Raw genomic sequence first — 17,011 nt, forward strand, 5'->3', positions numbered from 1 at the left:
CACGTCCGTCATATCGACAGAGGAAAGCCATGCCGGAACATATCGTGAGTTCCTATGACGCAGATCTCCAGAATCTGCGCCGCCGAATCGCGGAAATGGGCGGGATCGCGGAAAAGATGGTGGCCGACGCCATACAGGCCCTCGTCAAGCGCGACGCCACGCTGGCGCAGAGCGTCATTGCAACCGATACGCAGCTCGACGTACTGCAACGGGAGGTGGAGGAAAAAGCGATCCTCACGATCGCCCGGCGCCAACCGCTCGCCGTCGATCTGCGCGAGACGATTTCGGCGATCCGGATTTCCGGCGATCTCGAGAGGATCGGCGACCTTGCCAAGAACATCGCGAAGCGCTCCATGGCAGTGTCCGCAGAGATTCAGCCGCAGATCGTGGTCGGTCTGCAACACATGTTCGACCTCGCAATCGGACAGCTCAAGGACGTGCTCGATGCCTATGCTCAGAAAGACGCCGAGCTTGCGCTTCGGGTCTGGGAGCGTGACGGCCAGATCGACGCGCTCCACAGCTCGATCTTTCGAGCGCTGCTGACGTATATGATGGAGGATCCGCGCAACATCTCGTTCTGCGCGCATCTCCTCTTCTGCGCCAAGAATATCGAGCGCATCGGCGATCACACCACGAACATCGCCGAGACGGTCCATTATCTCGTCAGCGGGGAGACGCTGTCCCTGCAGCGCCCGAAGAGCGATGATTCGAATATCACGGTCCTGGAAGATCGCTCTCGAGGGAGCCACTGAATCAGTCTGGACAGCGTAAAGGTTCATCATGGGAACGCGTGTTCTGATTGTCGAGGACGAGGAGCCGTTGACGCTCCTGCTGCGATACAATCTGGAAGCCGAGGGATACGAGGTCGACAGCGTTGCACGCGGCGATGAAGCCGATCTCCGGCTGCGTGAGCAGGTACCCGATCTCGTGCTTCTCGACTGGATGCTGCCGGGCTTATCCGGAATCGAATTGTGCCGGCGGATTCGCGCGCGCCGCGAGACGGAACAGCTTCCGATCATCATGCTGACCGCACGGGGCGAGGAGGGCGATCGCGTCCGCGGGCTCGCCACCGGCGCTGACGATTACATCGTGAAGCCGTTCTCGGTACCCGAGCTCCTGGCGCGCGTCAGATCGCTCCTGCGACGCGCGAAGCCGACCTTCATCGCACATCTCCTGACGGCGGGAGACATCGAGCTCGATCGCGAAACGCGGCGCGTGCGCCGGTCCGGCAAGGAGCTCCACCTCGGACCGACCGAGTTCAAACTGCTCGAATTCCTCATGCAGAGCCCCGGCCGGGTCTTCTCGCGCGAACAATTGCTCGATGGAGTCTGGGGGCACGACGTCTATATCGACGAGCGCACCGTCGATGTGCATGTCGGCCGCCTGCGCAAGGCAATCAACAACTCCCGGCAACTGGATCCGATCCGGACGGTGCGCGGCGCCGGCTATTCTTTCGACGAGACGTTCTCGCAGGACGATTGAGAGATCGCGCGACGGCGCGGGCGGACGTTCGGATAAGACCACAATTCTGCTGCCCGGCTTGCGGCTGTCATCGTCGCCTGCAGCACATGCGGAATCGACTTTCACGCGGTGAAAGACCGCGCGATCCGCATCCACACCGCGCGCCGAAGCACGATCCTGTGACGTGGATCCGGCGCGCCGTTCGACCGTGTCGAGAGTTCGGGAAGAGAGCTGGCTCCGTCATCACGGAACCAGCTCCGGCCATTACGCGCGCGCTAGACGACGGTCCCGGCGACGATCGGCGATCGGCTGATAGGCGATCTGCGCGTGATGATTGCAGTAGGGAAGGCCGGTCAGCGAGCGATTGCCGCAGAACCGGAACTCGGGTTTCGTCGGGTCGCCCATGGGCCAGCGGCACATATATTCGCGTAGTTCCATGATGGTCACGCGCTCCGACATGGGCACGACCACCTCCTCGGCAGCGACTTCCTGCTCGGCCTCTTCCACGGGAGGCGGGAGAGGCTGAGGCAAAGCGTGAATCTGTGCCACGGCACGAGGCTGGGGAAGAGGAGCGGGGGCGCTCGGCGTCCGTCCACTGGGTTTGCGAGGGCGCTGCGGCTGCTGCTGCGCGCCCGTCTTGGTCTTGCCTCGCCCCGAGAGGCCGAGACGGTGTATCTTGCCGATCACCGCATTCCGGGAGACGCCGCCGATCTGGGCGGCGATTTGGCTTGCGCTCGACCCCTCGGCCCAGAGCTTCTTGAGAAGCTCCACTCTTTCCTCGGTCCAGGTTCCGCCCGCATCATTCATCCGCCGCCTCCATCGGGCCGCCAATCCCTGGAATCCCTCATCATTCGCGGACAAAACAACGTCCGACCGCGCTGATGGAGGTCGATCCTGAGGGTGGAAGGCCGCCGCACGAAATGTCGTGTTCGACTTCCCGGAAACTACAAGATCGCCTGACTCCGGCGCAAGAGTCGGCATGCCCCCCCTGTCGTTTTCCCCAACGAACTCGCCCCGGCCCCGATGCCCGGCGTGATGAATCGGTTCAGATCTGTTGAATTGACAGTGGATTTTGCTCCAATAGAATCCCGCCCGTGCCGCCCTCGTCGGGCGGCGCTTTCGTTTTCCGGACCGACCCTGCGACCATTTGAGTCCGAACCGCGGAGATCACGCCGTGAACACCCCGTTGCTGCCGATCTATGCCCGCGCCGACCTGTCGTTCGAGCGCGGCGAGGGCCCCTGGCTCATCGGGCATGACGGGCAGCGATATCTCGATTTCGGGGCAGGGATCGCGGTGAACGCACTCGGTCACGCCCATCCGCACCTCGTGAAGGCGCTGACGGAGCAGGCCGGGAAGATCTGGCACACCTCGAACCTCTACCGGATTCCGGAAGGGGAGCGTCTCGCCCAGCGCCTCGTCGATGCGACCTTCGCCGATGTCGTGTTCTTCTCGAATTCCGGCGCCGAGGCGAACGAGGCCGCGATCAAGATGGCTCGCAAATATCATGCCTCGAAAGGGCATCCGGAAAGATTCCGGATCGTCACTTTCGAGGGGGCCTTCCACGGCCGCACGTTGGCGACGATCGCCGCCGGAGGGCAGCAGAAGTATCTGGAGGGCTTCGGGCCGAAGGTCGAGGGCTTCGACCAGGTTCCGCTCGGAGATCAGAAGGCCCTCGAGGCGGCCATCGGTCCCGAGACGGCCGCGATCCTGATCGAGCCGATCCAGGGCGAAGGCGGCATCCGGCCCGTTCCGGCGCAGTTCCTGCGGGGCCTTCGGGAGCTCTGCGGTCGAGAGGGGCTGCTTCTGATCTACGACGAAATCCAGACCGGCGTCGGCCGCACCGGGCGTCTCTTCGCCTATGAATGGAGCAGCGTCGCGCCCGACATCATGACGATCGCCAAGGGCATCGGCGGGGGCTTTCCCATGGGGGCTTGTCTCGCTACGGCCGAGGCGGCGAGCGGCATGAAGGTGGGTAGCCACGGCACCACCTTCGGGGGCAACCCGCTCGCGATGGCCGTCGGCAACGCCGTGCTCGACGTCGTCCTCGAGCCCGGCTTCCTCGAGAATGTCGAGCGCCTCGGGCTCCTCCTGAAGCAGCGGCTCGCCGAGCTGCAGGACCGCCACCCCGCCGTCATCGCCGAGATCCGCGGGCAAGGGCTCATGGTCGGCCTGCGCACCCATGTCCCGAACACGGAGCTGATCGACGCGGCGCGGGCCGAAAAGCTGATCCTGATCGCGGCTGGGGACAATGTCTGCCGCCTGCTGCCTCCGCTCGTGATCACGGAAGCCGAGATCGGCGAGGCCGTGGCACGGCTCGACCGCGCCTGTGCGGCGATCGAGAAGCAGCTCAAGGCCGTCGCCCAGAAGGGAGCCGCGGAATGACCGGCGCGCGTCACTTCCTCGATCTCAGCGACTTCACGGGTGCCGAATTGCGGCGCGTCCTGGAGACCGGCAGGTCCATCAAGGCGAAGCGCCGCAAGGGGGCGGTGCAGGGCGAGCGGCCCCTCGCGGGCAAGACCCTCGCCATGGTCTTCGACAAGCCCTCGACGCGCACCCGCGTGTCCTTCGACGTCGGCATGCGGGAGCTCGGCGGCGAGACCCTCATGCTCACCGGCAAGGAGATGCAGCTCGGCCGCGGCGAGACGATCGCGGACACCGCCCGGGTTCTGTCCCGCTACGTCGATGCGATCATGATCCGCACCCTGGACCACGAGATGGTCCTGGAACTCGCGCGGCATGCCGACATTCCGGTCATCAACGGTCTGACGAAGCTCACGCATCCCTGCCAGATCATGGCCGACATCATGACGTTCGAGGAGCACCGTGGACCGATCACGGGCCGGACCGTGGCCTGGACCGGCGATTCCAACAACGTGCTGGCATCTTGGGTCCATGCCGCAGCCCGGTTCGAGTTCCGGCTGCAGATCGCCTCACCTCGGGAACTTGCGCCTCGCCCCGAACTTTTGTCCTGGGCGAAGGAGGAGGGGGCGGACGTCCGGCTGACAACCGACCCCTTCGAGGCGGTGGCCGGAGCGGATGCGGTGGTCACGGATTGCTGGGTGTCCATGGGTGACGAGGACGAGGGCCGCCGGCACAACCTGCTGATGCCCTATCAGGTCAACGCCAAGCTGCTCGGCGCGGCGAGAAAGGATGCGGTCTTCATGCATTGCCTGCCGGCCCATCGGGGTGAAGAGGTGACGGACGAGGTCATGGACGGGCCGCAATCCATCGTGCTCGACGAGGCCGAGAACCGCCTCCATGCCCAGAAGGGCATTCTGGCCTGGTGCCTGGGAGCGGCGAGCGCATGACGGGCGCCGCATTCGAGGGGGCCGACGATGTGGTTCTACCTTTCTCCGTCGAGCCGCTCGACGTGCGAGGCAGGGTCGTGCGCCTCGGGCCGTCGATCGACACGATCCTTGCCCGCCATGGCTATCCGGATGCCGTCGCCCGCGTGATCGGCGAAGCGGCCGCCCTCACGGTACTGCTCGGAACCTCTCTCAAGTTCGAGGGCCGCTTCCAGCTTCAGACCAAGACAAACGGCCCGATCACGATGATCGTCGTCGATTTCGACGCACCTGACCGCATCCGGGCCACGGCTCGTTTCGACGCGGACAGGCTCGAAGCGCTCGGGACCGGTACGTTGCGTACCGGCGATCTCCTCGGCACCGGCGTGCTCGCCATGACGATCGATCGCGGCCCGGAGTTCAGCCGCTACCAAGGTGTTGTTCCCCTCGAAGGTGGGGGCTTCGAAGAGGCTGCGCACCAATATTTTCGGCAATCCGAGCAGATCCCGACCCGAGTCCGGCTCGCGGTCGCGGAGCAGTTCGAAGCCGGCCGCCAGTCCTACCGTGCCGGCGGTCTGATGGTGCAGTTCCTGCCCGTATCACCCGAACGCCAACGTCAGGGGGACTTCTCGCCTGGCGACATTCCCGAGGGGCATCCCGCGCACGATGCGGAGCCTCCATCGGAGGACGATGCCTGGGTCGAAGCGAAGTCGCTCGTCGAGACCATCGAGGATCACGAACTCGTCGATCCCGGCGTGTCGAGCGAACGCCTGCTCTACCGCCTGTTTCACGAGCGGGGCGTTCGCGTTTTCAACGGGATCGCCGTGCACGAAGCCTGCCGGTGCTCGCGCGAGCGCATCATCAAGATGATGCGCAATTTCCCGGAGCAGGACCGCCGCGACATGATCGGCGACAACGGCCGGATTGAGATCACCTGCGAGTTCTGCTCGACAGTCTACGATCTCGATCCGCGCGAGGTCGAAGAGGAGATCGCGCGACCTGACGCAGGGTAGAACCCGGTGGGATCCCTCCGGGTGCGAGGTTGCCCTTACCCCGTCATTGCGAACGCAGTGCGCAATGCGGCGGCAAACCCGTCCAGGGGTAGATTGCTTCGCCTGCGGCTCGCAAAGACGATGTGGCACTGGAACGGGTAGATTGCTTCGCCTGCGGCTCGAATTGACGAAGTGCAGCCGTCTCCGGAGTCCAACTAACGCGAACAGGCCGCAGCAAGCCTGCGCATGAAGGCGGCGCCGGCTTCGAGGTGCTCCAGGGTAATGTATTCATCGGGCTGGTGCGCCTGATCGATCGAGCCCGGCCCGCAGACCACCGTCGGAATACCGGCCGCCTGGAAGTGTCCCGACTCCGTCCCGAACGGGACAGTGGTCGTCCGGTTGCGCCCGGCGAGGCGCTTCGCGAGAATTTCCGCCTCCGAACCGGGCTCGGATGCAAGCCCCGGCACCGCCACCTCGAGCATCGTCTCGATCCGCCCGTAATCTCCGAAGCGGTTGAGCCGCGTCCGCTCGACCTCCCGTGAGAGCGCCTCAAACCGGTTCGGGATCTCCGTCGGGTCGAGATCCGGCAGGCCCCTGAACTCCCAGTGAAAGTCGCAGTGGCGGGCCATGATGTTGCGGGCGGTACCACCCTGGATCGTGCCGACATGCACGGTCGTATAGGGCGGATCGAAGCGGCCGCTCGGATCGCCGCGCTCCATCATCTCGTCCGCGATGCGGTTGAGCCCCGCAATGAGATCGCCGGCTGCCATCACGGCACTCGCGCCGAGCGCCGGTTTCGACGAGTGCGCCTCGGAGCCGTGGACCGTCGTGCGATACGTGACGACGCTCTTGTGCGCGTCGGCAACCTCGAGGCTCGTCGGCTCGCCGACGATGACCGCCAGCGGCCGCGGCACTTCGGTCCCCATCCGCCGGACGGCATCGACGACGCCGAGACAGGTCGTCTCTTCGTCGTAGGAGAGCAGGATGTGGATCGGCGTCCTGAGATCCGCCACCAGGAATTCGGGCACGAGAGCGAGGGCCAGGGCGCCGAAACCCTTCATGTCGACGGCGCCGCGGCCATAGGCGCGTCCATTCTCGATCCGCAGAGTGAACGGATCCGACGTCCAGACCTGTCCCGCGACCGGAACCGTATCCGTGTGGCCCGAAAGAACGATCCCGCTTCGGTCGGCGGGGCCGATTGTTGCGAAGATCGCGGCTTTCGCGCCGGAGGCGTCGGGCAGCCGCACGAAGGGCACGCCCCAGCCGCGCAGGTATTCCTCGACAAAGGTGATCAGGGGGAGGTTGGACTTCGAACTCTCGGTATCGAACGCAACGAGCCGCGCCAGCATCTCCAGCGGCGTGAGCCGCAGGCCTTTTCCGATCATGAACTCCTCAATGGACCACGCGCTTCACATGGGGCGAGTCCAGCGAGAAGGCCGGGATCTCGGCATCGAAGGATTCACCGGCAGCGGTTACCATAGCGTATGTGCCCTGCATGGTGCCGTCCGGCGTGGTGAGCGGACAGCCGCTCGTATAGCTGAAACTCTCTCCAGGCCCGAGCACCGGCTGCTTTCCGACGACACCGGGACCCTCGACCTCCCGGACTTGTCCGTTCCCATCGACGATGCGCCAGTGGCGGGACCGCAACTGCACCCGCTCGAGCCCGGTATTAATGATCTCGACCGTGTAGGCGAAGAAGTATCGTCCCTCCTCGGGAGAGGATTCCTCCGGCACGAAACGCGGCATGACGGTGACGCTGATGCCGCGCGTTACGGCCTTGTACATCATCGCTCCTTGCCGCGCCGGGGCCGGTTTCCGCCCTGTCCTCCCGGCCCGGCATCGGATCACCCATTGAGGGCGATGATGACGCTGCAGCGCCCGTAGGAAGGGCCTTTCGGCCGTGGTAGAGCCCGCCTTCGCCCTCGTCAATGCGATCGAGGATCGGCCCCCGGAGCCCTGCGAGACATGCTCGACGGCATCATGAGACGCGCCATCGATCCGCCCCTCAACCTGATGGGGCGGGCGCTCGCCGCGCGCGGCGTCTCGGCGGACACGCTCACGGGGCTCGGGCTCGTGGCAGGGCTCGCCAGCGCCGTCGCAATCATCGGGCAGGCGGAGGTTCTGGCGCTTCTTCTCATGCTGTCAGGGCGGCTTCTAGACGGGCTCGACGGGGCCGTCGCACGGGCGAGCCGCCACACCGATCTCGGCGGATTTCTCGACATCGTCTTCGACTTCGTCTTCTACGGCGCGATCCCGCTCGCCTTCGCGCTGCGCGATCCGGCGGCGAATGCCGTGCCGGCCTGCCTTCTCCTCTTTGCCTTCTACGTGAACGGCGCGAGCTTCCTGGCCTTTGCGGCGGTTGCCGCCAAGCGCGGTCTCGACACGCAGATCCGAGGCCTGAAGTCGATTTATTTCTCGGTCGGCCTTGCCGAGGGGACAGAGACAATCATCACCTTCGCCTTGATGATCCTCTGGCCGGCGGGCTTCCCCGTGCTGGCCTACGGGTTCGCGGCCCTGACGCTCATGAGTGCGATCACCCGCGTGACCCTGGCGCGGCGCGTCTTCCGGGACGAGCCCGATCCGGAGGAGGAACCCTGAACGGTTCGGGCTCTTGGCCCCGGAACCCGGCTCAGCTAGGACAAGCCTCCTTTTCAGAGGGGCGAACCCATGCACCCGCTGCGCGACGGCATCCAATCGGGCGATGCGATCTTGCGCCTGGCTGAGGCCGGCGTGATCCGCATGGCCACACCTTTCGCTCCGGACCAAGTGCAGCCCGCGAGCCTCGATCTCCGGCTCGGCCGGCGCGTCTTCCGGGTGCGGGCCAGCTTCCTTCCGGGCCCGGAGCGCCCGGTGCGGGACCGGCTCGAGCAACTGGCCCTGCACGAGATCGATCTCGAGGCCGGGGCCGTGCTCGAGACAGGATGCGTCTATATCGCCGAACTCCTCGAGAGCCTGGCGCTCCCCAAGGATCTCTCGGCCGCCGCGAACCCGAAGAGCTCGACCGGCCGGATCGACGTGTTCACCCGGGTCATCACGGATCGCGCGCGGGAGTTCGATGCCGTCGAGGCCGGCTATCAGGGGCCGCTCTACGCCGAGATCTCGCCGCGCACCTTTCCTGTCCTGGTGCGGACCGGGACCCGGCTCTCCCAGTTGCGCCTGCGGAGGGGCGAGGTACGCCTCGATGATGCAGCGCTCCTGGCACTCCACGAGCGGGAGCGGATCGTGACCTCCGCCGAGCCATCGATTCAGGGCGGGGTCGCCGTGAGCGTCGATCTTGCCGGCTTCGATGGCCTCGTGGGTTACCGTGCGAAGCGCCACACGGGCCTCGTCGACGTCGACAAGCCCGGCGCCTACAGGGTCTCCGATTTCTGGGAGCCGCTCGCGGCCGAGCCCTCGCGAACGCTCATCCTCGATCCGGGACAGTTCTATATCCTTGCCTCCAAGGAGGCCGTGCACGTGCCCCCTGACTATGCGGCCGAGATGGTGCCTTTCGATCCGCTCGTCGGCGAGTTCCGGGTGCATTACGCCGGCTTCTTCGATCCCGGCTTCGGCCATGTGGAAGCCGGCGGGGCAGGGGCACGGGCTGTGCTCGAGGTCCGCTCCCGCGACGTGCCGTTCATTCTGGAGGACGGCCAAATCGTCGGGCGTCTGGTCTATGAACGCATGGCCGAGCGCCCCCGGGTGCTCTACGGCGCAGGTGCCGGGTCGAACTATCAGGCACAGGGCCTGAAGCTGTCCAAACACTTCCGCTGAGGGTATCGGCCCCCTTGCGGGAGACCCGCCAAGCCGGTTATGGAAGGGGCACGCGGGCGTAGTTCAGTGGTAGAACGTCAGCTTCCCAAGCTGAATGTCGTCGGTTCGATCCCGATCGCCCGCTCCATTCAAGCCCCTGCGAAAGCAGGGGTTTACGCTTTTTGGGCAATGGAATTTCGACCGGAACAGGTTGAGAAAACCGGTTGGAACCGGAACATGAGGTCCCCAAACCCCAATCAGTTCACAGCCAGCCTTCCGACTGCCGGACTTATAGACTAATCCCTCGATACGGGTAGTAGCGGTTCGCCTGTGAATCCTGCCTCATTCGCTGATGCCATCTCCGGAAGTGAAAGGGTTGCGATTTGCGGCAGAGAGGCTTGGTAAACCACGACATTGTCGTGCTTTATGCTCCCTCACCCGTTTGGCGTCGCCCTCTGAGCGCTGGGCACTCCCGTCTTCCTCATGCCCCCTGCGGGACTACGATCTCCGATACCATGACATCCGGGAGCACTGTCGGCCTGCCGTCTACCTGAACCGTGATCGCCGAGCCCTTCGCGATCGGGTATCCAAGATGCGGCTTCGTCGGGATCTTCTACCCAACATACTCGAACAGGCTCTCCTCGCTGGCCCGGAACTGGTCCGGGGTCAGGGCTCCCCGGAAAAGTTCATCAGCAAGCTGGATCCGGGAGGTGCTCACGACATCGGTCTCGCAGTAGGCCGCGACCTCAGCGATCCGGCCCTCCTCGACGAAGCGAGCGACTTGGGAGTCGACGATGTCTTTCGATCTGAATGCACTATTCAGCTTTATGCGGCTTTCGGGAACGCATTGACCTCGTCTACCATCCAGCCCGGCTCCGTGACGCGCGGAGGCGATCATGCGGCCCGCCCTTTTCTGGCTAACCTTTGCCTTGGCTGTGTTCGTGCCGCCACTTCTGGCGCAGGAGGCACGCGTCCCACTCGTGGCCGTGCTGGAGACCGATCCTCCCGAGGAGTCCATCGTTCCAGTACTTCGTGAAAGTCTGCATGACCTGCACTACGTTGAGGGCCGGAACATCCGCTTCGAGGTACGTACGTCCATCTCGCAGAACGAGCGTCTGCCCGATTTGGTGAAAGAGATCGTCGCTCTCAAGCCCGCTGTAATCGTGTCCAAGAACTCTGCAACGACCCTTGCGCTCAGAGACAGGGCCGGGACGATACCGGTCGTCATGGTTGTCACGTTCGACCCGATAAGCCTCGGGGTCATTCAGAGCCTCGCGCATCCGGGCGGCACTTTCACGGGCCTGTCGACCAGCGGTCGAGAACACTTCGGCAAGCGAATCGAACTCCTCAAGGAATTCTTTCCCAGATTGCGGCGGCTGTTCCTCCTCTGGACGCCGATTGACTCGGCATCTCCGGAACCGCGATCTCGCCGGAACGCCTTTGAGGCGGTTCAGAGCGCGGCGGCTCCAGCGGGCATCGAGGTCGTTTCGATTCAGATTCGGGGTTCTGACGAGCTACGGAACGCGCTCACGATGTCGGTCAACAATACCACCGATGCCCTGCTCGTCCTCCGGAGCGGGATCATCGTGGATAGCTATCACCAGATCGCCGAATTTGCCATGCAGCACCACATCCCCGCGATGTCCAACGACCCCTTGTTCGTCGCGGAGGGTGGCTTGTTCGGGTACAGCCCGGATTACACGGCACATGTCCGCCGCGCAGCGGTCTACGTGGATAAAATCCTCAAGGGAGAGAATCCCGCCGATCTCCCCGTAGAGCAGCCGAACACGTTCAGGCTGGTCGCCAATCTGACGACCGCAAGAGCACTGGGCTCGGAGATTCCGCTGTCGATCCTCGTGCAGGTCGATGAGGTGATCGAGTAAGGCGGCGCGGGTTCATCGCAGGAATTTCGGCATCGACGACGGTGAGTTCATCTCACCTTGCAGCAACTACGTTATCGTCCGAGCCCCCACTTGCATTGCCATGATGGATCATCCCGGAACATCGGCCGATCCGGGCGAAGCTGCATTCTGCGCTCTAACGGGGGGCATGCCTCAGCCGACCTATCAACGGTTGGCAGACGAACCCTCCTTCGTGGAAAGCGTCCGTGCAAAGGCACAGACAACTCATGAGCGTGAAAAGCCGCTTTAGCGGCTCGCGTAGCGCGCGTTCAGGTGTCGCCGTCGTAATTGCCACCATTTACACTTACTTGACAGGAACAGAAATGCCCTGTCGGTTTGCTCCGTTGACCGGGGTGGAGCCTCGTGAGGCACCGCACACTTAGCGAGGCGGCGATGCCCCGGCTTTCCCAGTCAAAAGGCGAGGTTCACAGACCTGGACCGGATATCTCCTCCCTTCTCCTGACGAGCCACCGCCACTGAGACGGTGGCGGGTCATTCGAGGTAATGGGGCAAGTGACGCGAGCGCCAAGAGAACGGTTGCTCCAGGAACTCGTAGGTCTACTACGCGACCTTCCGTTCCGACCGGAATCGAGCGCCCCCCATCGCTCTCTATCGCGATCTTCGGTACGGCGTTTTGAGGCATTCCGGACGAACCGATCGCCCCGCCGGATTACATAGCTTGGCTCGTCACAACACAAGTCGCCTAGCCTCGGCGCCCTAGAACCTCAGAGAGCACCTTCAGCAAAGCCGGTTCAAAGAACGGCTTTCTCAGATAAGCGCTATACCCGTCGAACTGTTCGTGAATCGCGTTCTCAGGCAGCCCGCTCGTCATGATCATCGGAATATTGCGGTAGGTCGGATGAGCGCGCACAGCGCGTCCAAGCGCGGCCCCATCCATGATCGGCATCATGAAATCCGAGATGATCAAGTCGGGCTTGGTCTCGGCCATGCGCTCCAGGGCCTGCCGACCGTTGGCCGCCGTGATCACGCGATAGCCCTCGTCTTCCAGCACGGCAGCGAGCAAGAGGGCTATGCTGAACTCGTCGTCCACCACGAGGACCGTCTTCACGCTTCAGCCCTCATGCGTATGGGGATAGACGATGTTCATTCCCGGAGTGGCTCACTTCACCTCCTCCAGAGGCGGGCCGATCGCGATGCCGTTTCGGGTGATGCTGAAGTCGCGGACGGCCATGTCGAAATCGCTGTCGCGCAGCTTCAGAATGGAAACCGACCGGTGCATTCGAGACCTGATTTCCACCCGGCGCAGCATGATCAGGTTTTCAATCAGCGAGGAGATGCCAGCCACGGGTATGGTCATCCCCTCCCCGTAAACGCCTTCCATTTCGAGCGTGTAGACGGTCGTGATCCCCAGGGCTCGCAATTCGTTGGCAAGCACGGCAAAGAAGCGCGTGATCCGATCCGGGTGCGCAGCAGACTGAATCATCCCGCCCAGACCATCGACGAACAGGCGCTTGACCCCGCGCCGTCGCACCGCATCGAGCAGGCGATGCCCGAGTTCGTCGAGCCGGTTCTCCCCTTGAGCCTGCCAGACGATCTCGACGGCACCGCGTGCCTCCAGGCCCGCCAAGTCGATCCCGAATGAGGCGGCCTTGCTGCGCAGCCTCTGGGGGGTCTCGTAGAACCCGAAAATGAGGCCGGGCTCGTCCGGGTTCGACAAGGACAGAAATTGAAGGCCGAGGGTGCTCTTGCCCGATCCGGTCGGCCCGATCAACGCGGTCGTGGTCGCAACGGGAAGCCCGCCCAGGAGCATCTCGTCGAGGCTCGGCACGCCGGTCCGCATCCTGTCGGGACGATACTCGTCGGCCCGCGAGGGCGTCGCGAACGCCGCCTCAACACGCGGGAAGACCTCCAGGCCACCATCTGTGATGCGATAGCCGTGGTGCCCCCGCAGGAAACCGCTTCCTCGGAATTTGCGCACCCGCAGATAGCGTTCGGCACGGGGCGCGATGATCTGGTCTTCCAGCTCGATCACGCCATCGACCATCGTCTGCTCGGGACAGACCGCGCGGCCTGTGCCGTTGGTCAACAACAGCACCGTGCAGTTCGCTATCGAGGCGATGCTCTGTAGCTCGCTGATGAACTTCTTGAGATCGCCTGCCGAGGGGGCCACGTCCTCCACGGCCAGGAAGCCATCCACCACCAGGAAGTCGGCCCTGTGCCCTCGAACCTCGCGTCGTAAAAGGTCGAATAGCCCCTTCAAACCGTCGCTCTCCAGGGCCTGGAAGGCGCTGACGTAGATCATCCGCTCGGGGATGACGGTTTCATCGAAAAAACTGAGCGAGCGCAGATGCTGAAGCATCCGGGCATGGGACTCGGCCAGAAGCGTCGCAAAGACCGCGCGCCTGCCACGAGCCGTGTGATAAAAGCAGACCTGATTGGCGAAGATCGTCTTGCCAGCCCCTGGCACACCCTGGACGATATAGACGCCGCCGCGCAGCAGACCGCCGCGCAGCAGACCGCCGCGCAGGATAGTATCGAGTCCCGGAATGCCGCTGGGGACCCGTTCGAGTTCAAGGCTGTCGTGGTCACTCATCACTGGTCTGCATGAAAGGAGTTCGTGTCGAGAGGGAGCCGAACCGTGAAGGTCGAGCCCTGGTGAAGTGTGCTTTCGACCGTGATCGCGCCTTGATGGGCTTCCACGAGCGAGCGCACGAGCCAGAGCCCAATCCCGAAGCCAGCGCGGGGCTGGCCGGTCATTATCTGCTCAAAACGGTCGAAGATACGTTTTTGATCGGCCTCGGAGATACCAACGCCATGATCCTTGACCACAAGCTCTACGCTCCTGTGTGGCGTCCGCGCAAGCCTGAGATCGACCGGCGCACCATTCCCATACTTGATCGCATTCGAGACGAGATTGGCCGCAATCTGTTCCAGAGCGACCCGGTCTCCGCGGAGGAGCACGGTCTCGGGAATATCGAGATTGAACACAACGCCGTGATGTTCGGCTTCGGCCTCGTAGGAGACCACGGCGTCGCGAACGATCTGGGCGAGGTCGATCTCCTCACAGGTCAGGTGCAGACGCCCGGCATTAATCCGGGAAATATCAAGCAGCAGGTTTGCCCTTTGCACGTAGCGGTTGATGGCGAGAACGACTCTTTCGAGGCGCTGGACGAGATCAGGATGGCCGTGCTTGTGGGCGGCCCTGAGTGCGCTGGACGCTTGGAGCGCCAGCGCGTGCATGGGGTTGCGGAGTTCATGCGCGGCGATGCTCAGGAAGTCGTCCCGCGCCCGGACGGCGGCCCGGAGTTCCTCGATCAGCATGCGCTCATCCACATCCCTTGTCCTCGCAGCCGCGCTCGCTTTCTTATCCCCGTTCAAAGAATTGGCCCTCACCGTCTGACCACGACGCTAATGGATGGGTTCGTCTGAGGGCAGCCGAATTGTCTCAGAGCAGGGCTTGTTTACACTTCCCACCAGTGGAAGCCTAGCCATCAACCATTTTGATGTCCTCTGGGTCGATGAAGCATTGGGCACCCTCGGGTGCATCGATTCCGTAGAAGCAAATGTGGGTGGTGCCGATGTCGAGGGTGTCGCCGTCGAGGACCTTGGCGGGGTCGGTCACGACGGCGGTGTCATCAAGCGCCCGTACGAGAGGTGGACAGAGGAGCGAGAAGACGACGACGAGAGCCGCGCCAGTCGCGTGAGGGAGCCCCGGCTATTGGCGTGCATCAGAGACTGCCGCGCCCTATCATTCGAGGGGCATATGCGCCGGATGAATGATAGCCGCCGAGAGATATCCGGGTCTTTACCGTACGGTCCATGCCTGAAGCTTCGCACGGCTATTAGTCATGCGAATGGGTCTTGGGCAGGAGGTGTTTGAAGGTGCGCCGAACTGTGTCGTAGCACTCGCAGGCCGCCTCTTCGAGACCGGCTCGATCTGTGACCGTGATGCCGCCCCGGCTTTGAGTAATCAGCCCCGCCGTCTGGAGTGTCCGTGTGATGATGCTGACCGTGGAGCGTTGGACACCCAACATCTCGGCCAGAAACTCATGCGTGAGCGGCAAGGTATCGTGTTTCACCCGATCATGGGTGCTCAGGATCCAGCGGCAGCACCGGGCCTCGACAGAGTGGAGCGCATTGCAGGCAACGGTCTGAAAGGTCTGGACCAGAAGCGCCTCGCCGTAGCGCCGGAAGAGTTCCCGCAGGGTCGCGCTCGCATCGAAAGCGGCCTGAAGCGGCTCGACGGCAATGCGTGAGGCCCTGCCGGGAACCTGCACGACATAGCGCCCGAAGCTTCGGCGAGAGATGGCAGCGGTGATGAAGCCGAACACGCCCTCACACCCGAACACGGCCATCTCGGCTGAGGCCCCATCCTCCATGACCGCCACCAGGGAGACGACCATGTCATGTGGAAAGTAGGCGTATTGGATGGTCTCACCACTCTCGTAGAGAACCTTGCCTCTCGGCAAGTCTACGATGTCGAGTTTAGGCTCGATCCGCGCAAAGTCTTGCGGCTCCATAGCTGCGAGGAGCCGGTTGGGTCGATGATTGGCCTTCGCGGATGCCATGGCAGAGTCCCACTGTCGCCCTAAGACAGTCCGACTGGATAACGGCAGATCAGGGGCATTTCGCTACGGGGTGGGGCACCCCGGCGAGTCCCATCGTGGGCAGCGGATAGACGAGAGAGAAGACGGCGAGATCCGCGCCAAGATGAAGCCTCAGCAACCCGTTGCCGGGACTATTCCTTTTGATGCGTTGACCCTGCTGAATTTCTCATGCTCACCTTTGGAATGGTCCGTTCACGTCGGCCACAGCCTGACAGCGGGCCACGACGGAGGAAACGGCGATGTCACATACTAAGCTTGTACACGCGTGTGTGCTGATCGGCGGGCTCCTACTCCCGACCCTGACCTTCGGGCAGGACATGAAGGCGCAGGCACAGGCTGGTGCCGACAAGTGGGACCAGACCTTCAACAAAGCCGATGCCAAGACACTGGCGACGTTCTATGCCCCCGATGCGGTGGTGCTCCCGGCAGGCAGCAGTCAACCCCTGAAGGGAGTTGAAGCCGTCCAGAACTATTATGAGGGCCTGTTCAAGGCGGGGGCCTCAGACCACAAGCTGCGGGTCGAGGGGGCCGAGACGAAAGGTGACACGCTGACCATGTACGGCCAGTGGCAAGTCATGGCTCCGGGCAATGATGGCAAGAAGCACGAGGTCAAGGGCTACTTCCTCAACGTGTTGGAAGGCCAAGGCGACCAGCGCCGCATTACTTACGCCATCTGGAACACCCACTGATCGAGAAGGGGGCCTTCCGCCCCCTGATCCTGCACCGCCGACGTGCGATTCTGCTCCTGATGCTGACGCCACAAGGCTGCATCAGCATCCTGCTCAATGCCTGCCCTGAATGTCCTTGGGATGGGCTCCGAGCCCCGTACCGTGGTGGCTCTTCAGGGCTGTCTCGCAACGCTCAACGTGGCTTGTGGCCCGCTGCTGCATCTCCTCCCTGTTGTGGCAGGGGTCTTTCACGTCCTGCTTGCAGAACTGGCACATCATGGCTCGGCCTCCGTCTCTGCTTGACTATGTCAGCCAACATAGTGGAGGAGCCGGAGTTCCAGCTTCGGGAACCTTGACGGCCCGAGAGAAACGAGTCGGTGTGGCTTTCCGGAAGGCGAGGCTGA

18 protein-coding genes and 1 tRNA gene are annotated in these 17,011 nt (G+C 63.5%); 10 read left to right on the forward strand and 9 right to left on the reverse strand.

The features are described 5' to 3' along the window. The first annotated feature begins 29 nt into the window (after positions 1 to 29). Positions 30 to 752, forward strand: a complete 723-nt coding sequence (phoU, locus tag BN1233_RS20755; RefSeq protein WP_046865534.1) for a phosphate signaling complex protein PhoU — start codon at positions 30 to 32, stop codon at positions 750 to 752. Positions 753 to 780: 28 nt separating this feature from the next. Beyond that, positions 781 to 1,482: a phosphate regulon transcriptional regulator PhoB gene (phoB, locus tag BN1233_RS20760; RefSeq protein ID WP_046865535.1), complete on the forward strand. Its 702-nt coding sequence runs from the start codon at positions 781 to 783 to the stop codon at positions 1,480 to 1,482. A gap of 243 nt (positions 1,483 to 1,725) precedes the next feature. On the opposite strand, the gene BN1233_RS20765 is transcribed toward phoB, so the two are convergent. Continuing rightward, positions 1,726 to 2,268 (reverse strand): GcrA family cell cycle regulator, encoded by a 543-nt coding sequence (locus BN1233_RS20765; RefSeq protein ID WP_046865536.1) that lies wholly within the window; start codon positions 2,266 to 2,268, stop codon positions 1,726 to 1,728. A 367-nt stretch (positions 2,269 to 2,635) separates the two neighbouring features. On the opposite strand from BN1233_RS20765, the gene BN1233_RS20770 reads away from it, so the two are divergent. Genes BN1233_RS20770 through BN1233_RS20780 form a run of 3 tightly spaced genes read left to right on the forward strand, consistent with a single transcriptional unit; the run spans position 2,636 to position 5,759 of the window. After that, positions 2,636 to 3,844, forward strand: coding sequence for an aspartate aminotransferase family protein (locus BN1233_RS20770; protein WP_046865537.1), 1,209 nt, complete (start codon positions 2,636 to 2,638; stop codon positions 3,842 to 3,844). Then, positions 3,841 to 4,770: an ornithine carbamoyltransferase gene (gene argF, locus BN1233_RS20775; protein WP_046865538.1), complete on the forward strand. Its 930-nt coding sequence runs from the start codon at positions 3,841 to 3,843 to the stop codon at positions 4,768 to 4,770. Before BN1233_RS20770 ends, argF begins: the two co-directional genes overlap by 4 nt. After that, a complete protein-coding gene (locus BN1233_RS20780; protein ID WP_046865539.1) occupies positions 4,767 to 5,759 on the forward strand; it encodes an Hsp33 family molecular chaperone in 993 nt (330 codons plus the stop codon). The genes argF and BN1233_RS20780 overlap by 4 nt, the downstream gene beginning before the upstream one ends. Positions 5,760 to 5,953: 194 nt before the next feature. On the opposite strand, the gene argE is transcribed toward BN1233_RS20780, so the two are convergent. Both argE and apaG read right to left on the reverse strand, forming a co-directional pair. Next, the gene (argE, locus tag BN1233_RS20785; protein WP_046865540.1) at positions 5,954 to 7,123 is read right to left on the reverse strand and encodes an acetylornithine deacetylase; all 1,170 of its coding nucleotides are present in this window, start codon (positions 7,121 to 7,123) and stop codon (positions 5,954 to 5,956) included. Positions 7,124 to 7,130: 7 nt separating this feature from the next. Beyond that, a complete protein-coding gene (gene apaG, locus BN1233_RS20790) occupies positions 7,131 to 7,523 on the reverse strand; it encodes a Co2+/Mg2+ efflux protein ApaG (protein ID WP_046865541.1) in 393 nt (130 codons plus the stop codon). Positions 7,524 to 7,703: 180 nt separating this feature from the next. Here apaG and BN1233_RS20795 point away from each other — a divergent pair, with 180 nt between their 5' ends. From BN1233_RS20795 to BN1233_RS20805, 3 genes are all read left to right on the forward strand, one after another. Next, positions 7,704 to 8,336 carry a CDP-alcohol phosphatidyltransferase family protein gene (locus BN1233_RS20795; RefSeq protein WP_046865542.1) on the forward strand — a complete coding sequence of 211 codons (633 nt, stop codon included), beginning with the start codon at positions 7,704 to 7,706 and terminating at the stop codon, positions 8,334 to 8,336. Positions 8,337 to 8,405: 69 nt separating this feature from the next. Next, positions 8,406 to 9,491 carry a 2'-deoxycytidine 5'-triphosphate deaminase gene (locus BN1233_RS20800; RefSeq protein WP_046865543.1) on the forward strand — a complete coding sequence of 362 codons (1,086 nt, stop codon included), beginning with the start codon at positions 8,406 to 8,408 and terminating at the stop codon, positions 9,489 to 9,491. Between the two features lie 52 nt (positions 9,492 to 9,543). Further along, positions 9,544 to 9,618, forward strand: a tRNA-Gly gene (locus BN1233_RS20805). A gap of 465 nt (positions 9,619 to 10,083) precedes the next feature. Here the strand turns inward: BN1233_RS20805 and BN1233_RS20810 are convergent. Continuing rightward, entirely contained in the window at positions 10,084 to 10,368 is a 285-nt protein-coding gene (locus BN1233_RS20810) for a hypothetical protein (protein WP_046865544.1), read from the reverse strand. On the opposite strand from BN1233_RS20810, the gene BN1233_RS20815 reads away from it, so the two are divergent. Continuing rightward, on the forward strand, positions 10,367 to 11,353 hold the full coding sequence (locus BN1233_RS20815) for an ABC transporter substrate-binding protein (RefSeq protein ID WP_046865545.1): 987 nt from the start codon (positions 10,367 to 10,369) through the stop codon (positions 11,351 to 11,353). The two genes, BN1233_RS20810 and BN1233_RS20815, sit on opposite strands and share 2 nt — an antisense overlap. A 721-nt stretch (positions 11,354 to 12,074) precedes the next feature. On the opposite strand, the gene BN1233_RS20820 is transcribed toward BN1233_RS20815, so the two are convergent. From BN1233_RS20820 to BN1233_RS20835, 5 genes are all read right to left on the reverse strand, one after another. After that, the gene (locus tag BN1233_RS20820) at positions 12,075 to 12,440 is read right to left on the reverse strand and encodes a response regulator (RefSeq protein WP_046865546.1); all 366 of its coding nucleotides are present in this window, start codon (positions 12,438 to 12,440) and stop codon (positions 12,075 to 12,077) included. 51 nt (positions 12,441 to 12,491) lie between these two features. Further along, positions 12,492 to 13,925 carry an ATPase domain-containing protein gene (locus BN1233_RS20825; RefSeq protein ID WP_046865547.1) on the reverse strand — a complete coding sequence of 478 codons (1,434 nt, stop codon included), beginning with the start codon at positions 13,923 to 13,925 and terminating at the stop codon, positions 12,492 to 12,494. Continuing rightward, positions 13,925 to 14,665, reverse strand: coding sequence for a sensor histidine kinase (locus BN1233_RS20830; protein WP_147707410.1), 741 nt, complete (start codon positions 14,663 to 14,665; stop codon positions 13,925 to 13,927). Before BN1233_RS20830 ends, BN1233_RS20825 begins: the two co-directional genes overlap by 1 nt. Positions 14,666 to 14,816: 151 nt before the next feature. Then, complete coding sequence (locus tag BN1233_RS47115) at positions 14,817 to 14,954, reverse strand: hypothetical protein (protein ID WP_154678280.1); 138 nt, start codon at positions 14,952 to 14,954, stop codon at positions 14,817 to 14,819. A 220-nt stretch (positions 14,955 to 15,174) separates the two neighbouring features. Beyond that, the gene (locus BN1233_RS20835) at positions 15,175 to 15,900 is read right to left on the reverse strand and encodes a Crp/Fnr family transcriptional regulator (protein WP_046865549.1); all 726 of its coding nucleotides are present in this window, start codon (positions 15,898 to 15,900) and stop codon (positions 15,175 to 15,177) included. Between the two features lie 278 nt (positions 15,901 to 16,178). Here BN1233_RS20835 and BN1233_RS20840 point away from each other — a divergent pair, with 278 nt between their 5' ends. After that, positions 16,179 to 16,628: a DUF4440 domain-containing protein gene (locus BN1233_RS20840; RefSeq protein WP_048708613.1), complete on the forward strand. Its 450-nt coding sequence runs from the start codon at positions 16,179 to 16,181 to the stop codon at positions 16,626 to 16,628. The last annotated feature ends 383 nt before the right edge of the window (positions 16,629 to 17,011 follow it).

This window comes from Microvirga massiliensis, from assembly GCF_001006805.1.
GTDB lineage: Bacteria > Pseudomonadota > Alphaproteobacteria > Rhizobiales > Beijerinckiaceae > Microvirga > Microvirga massiliensis.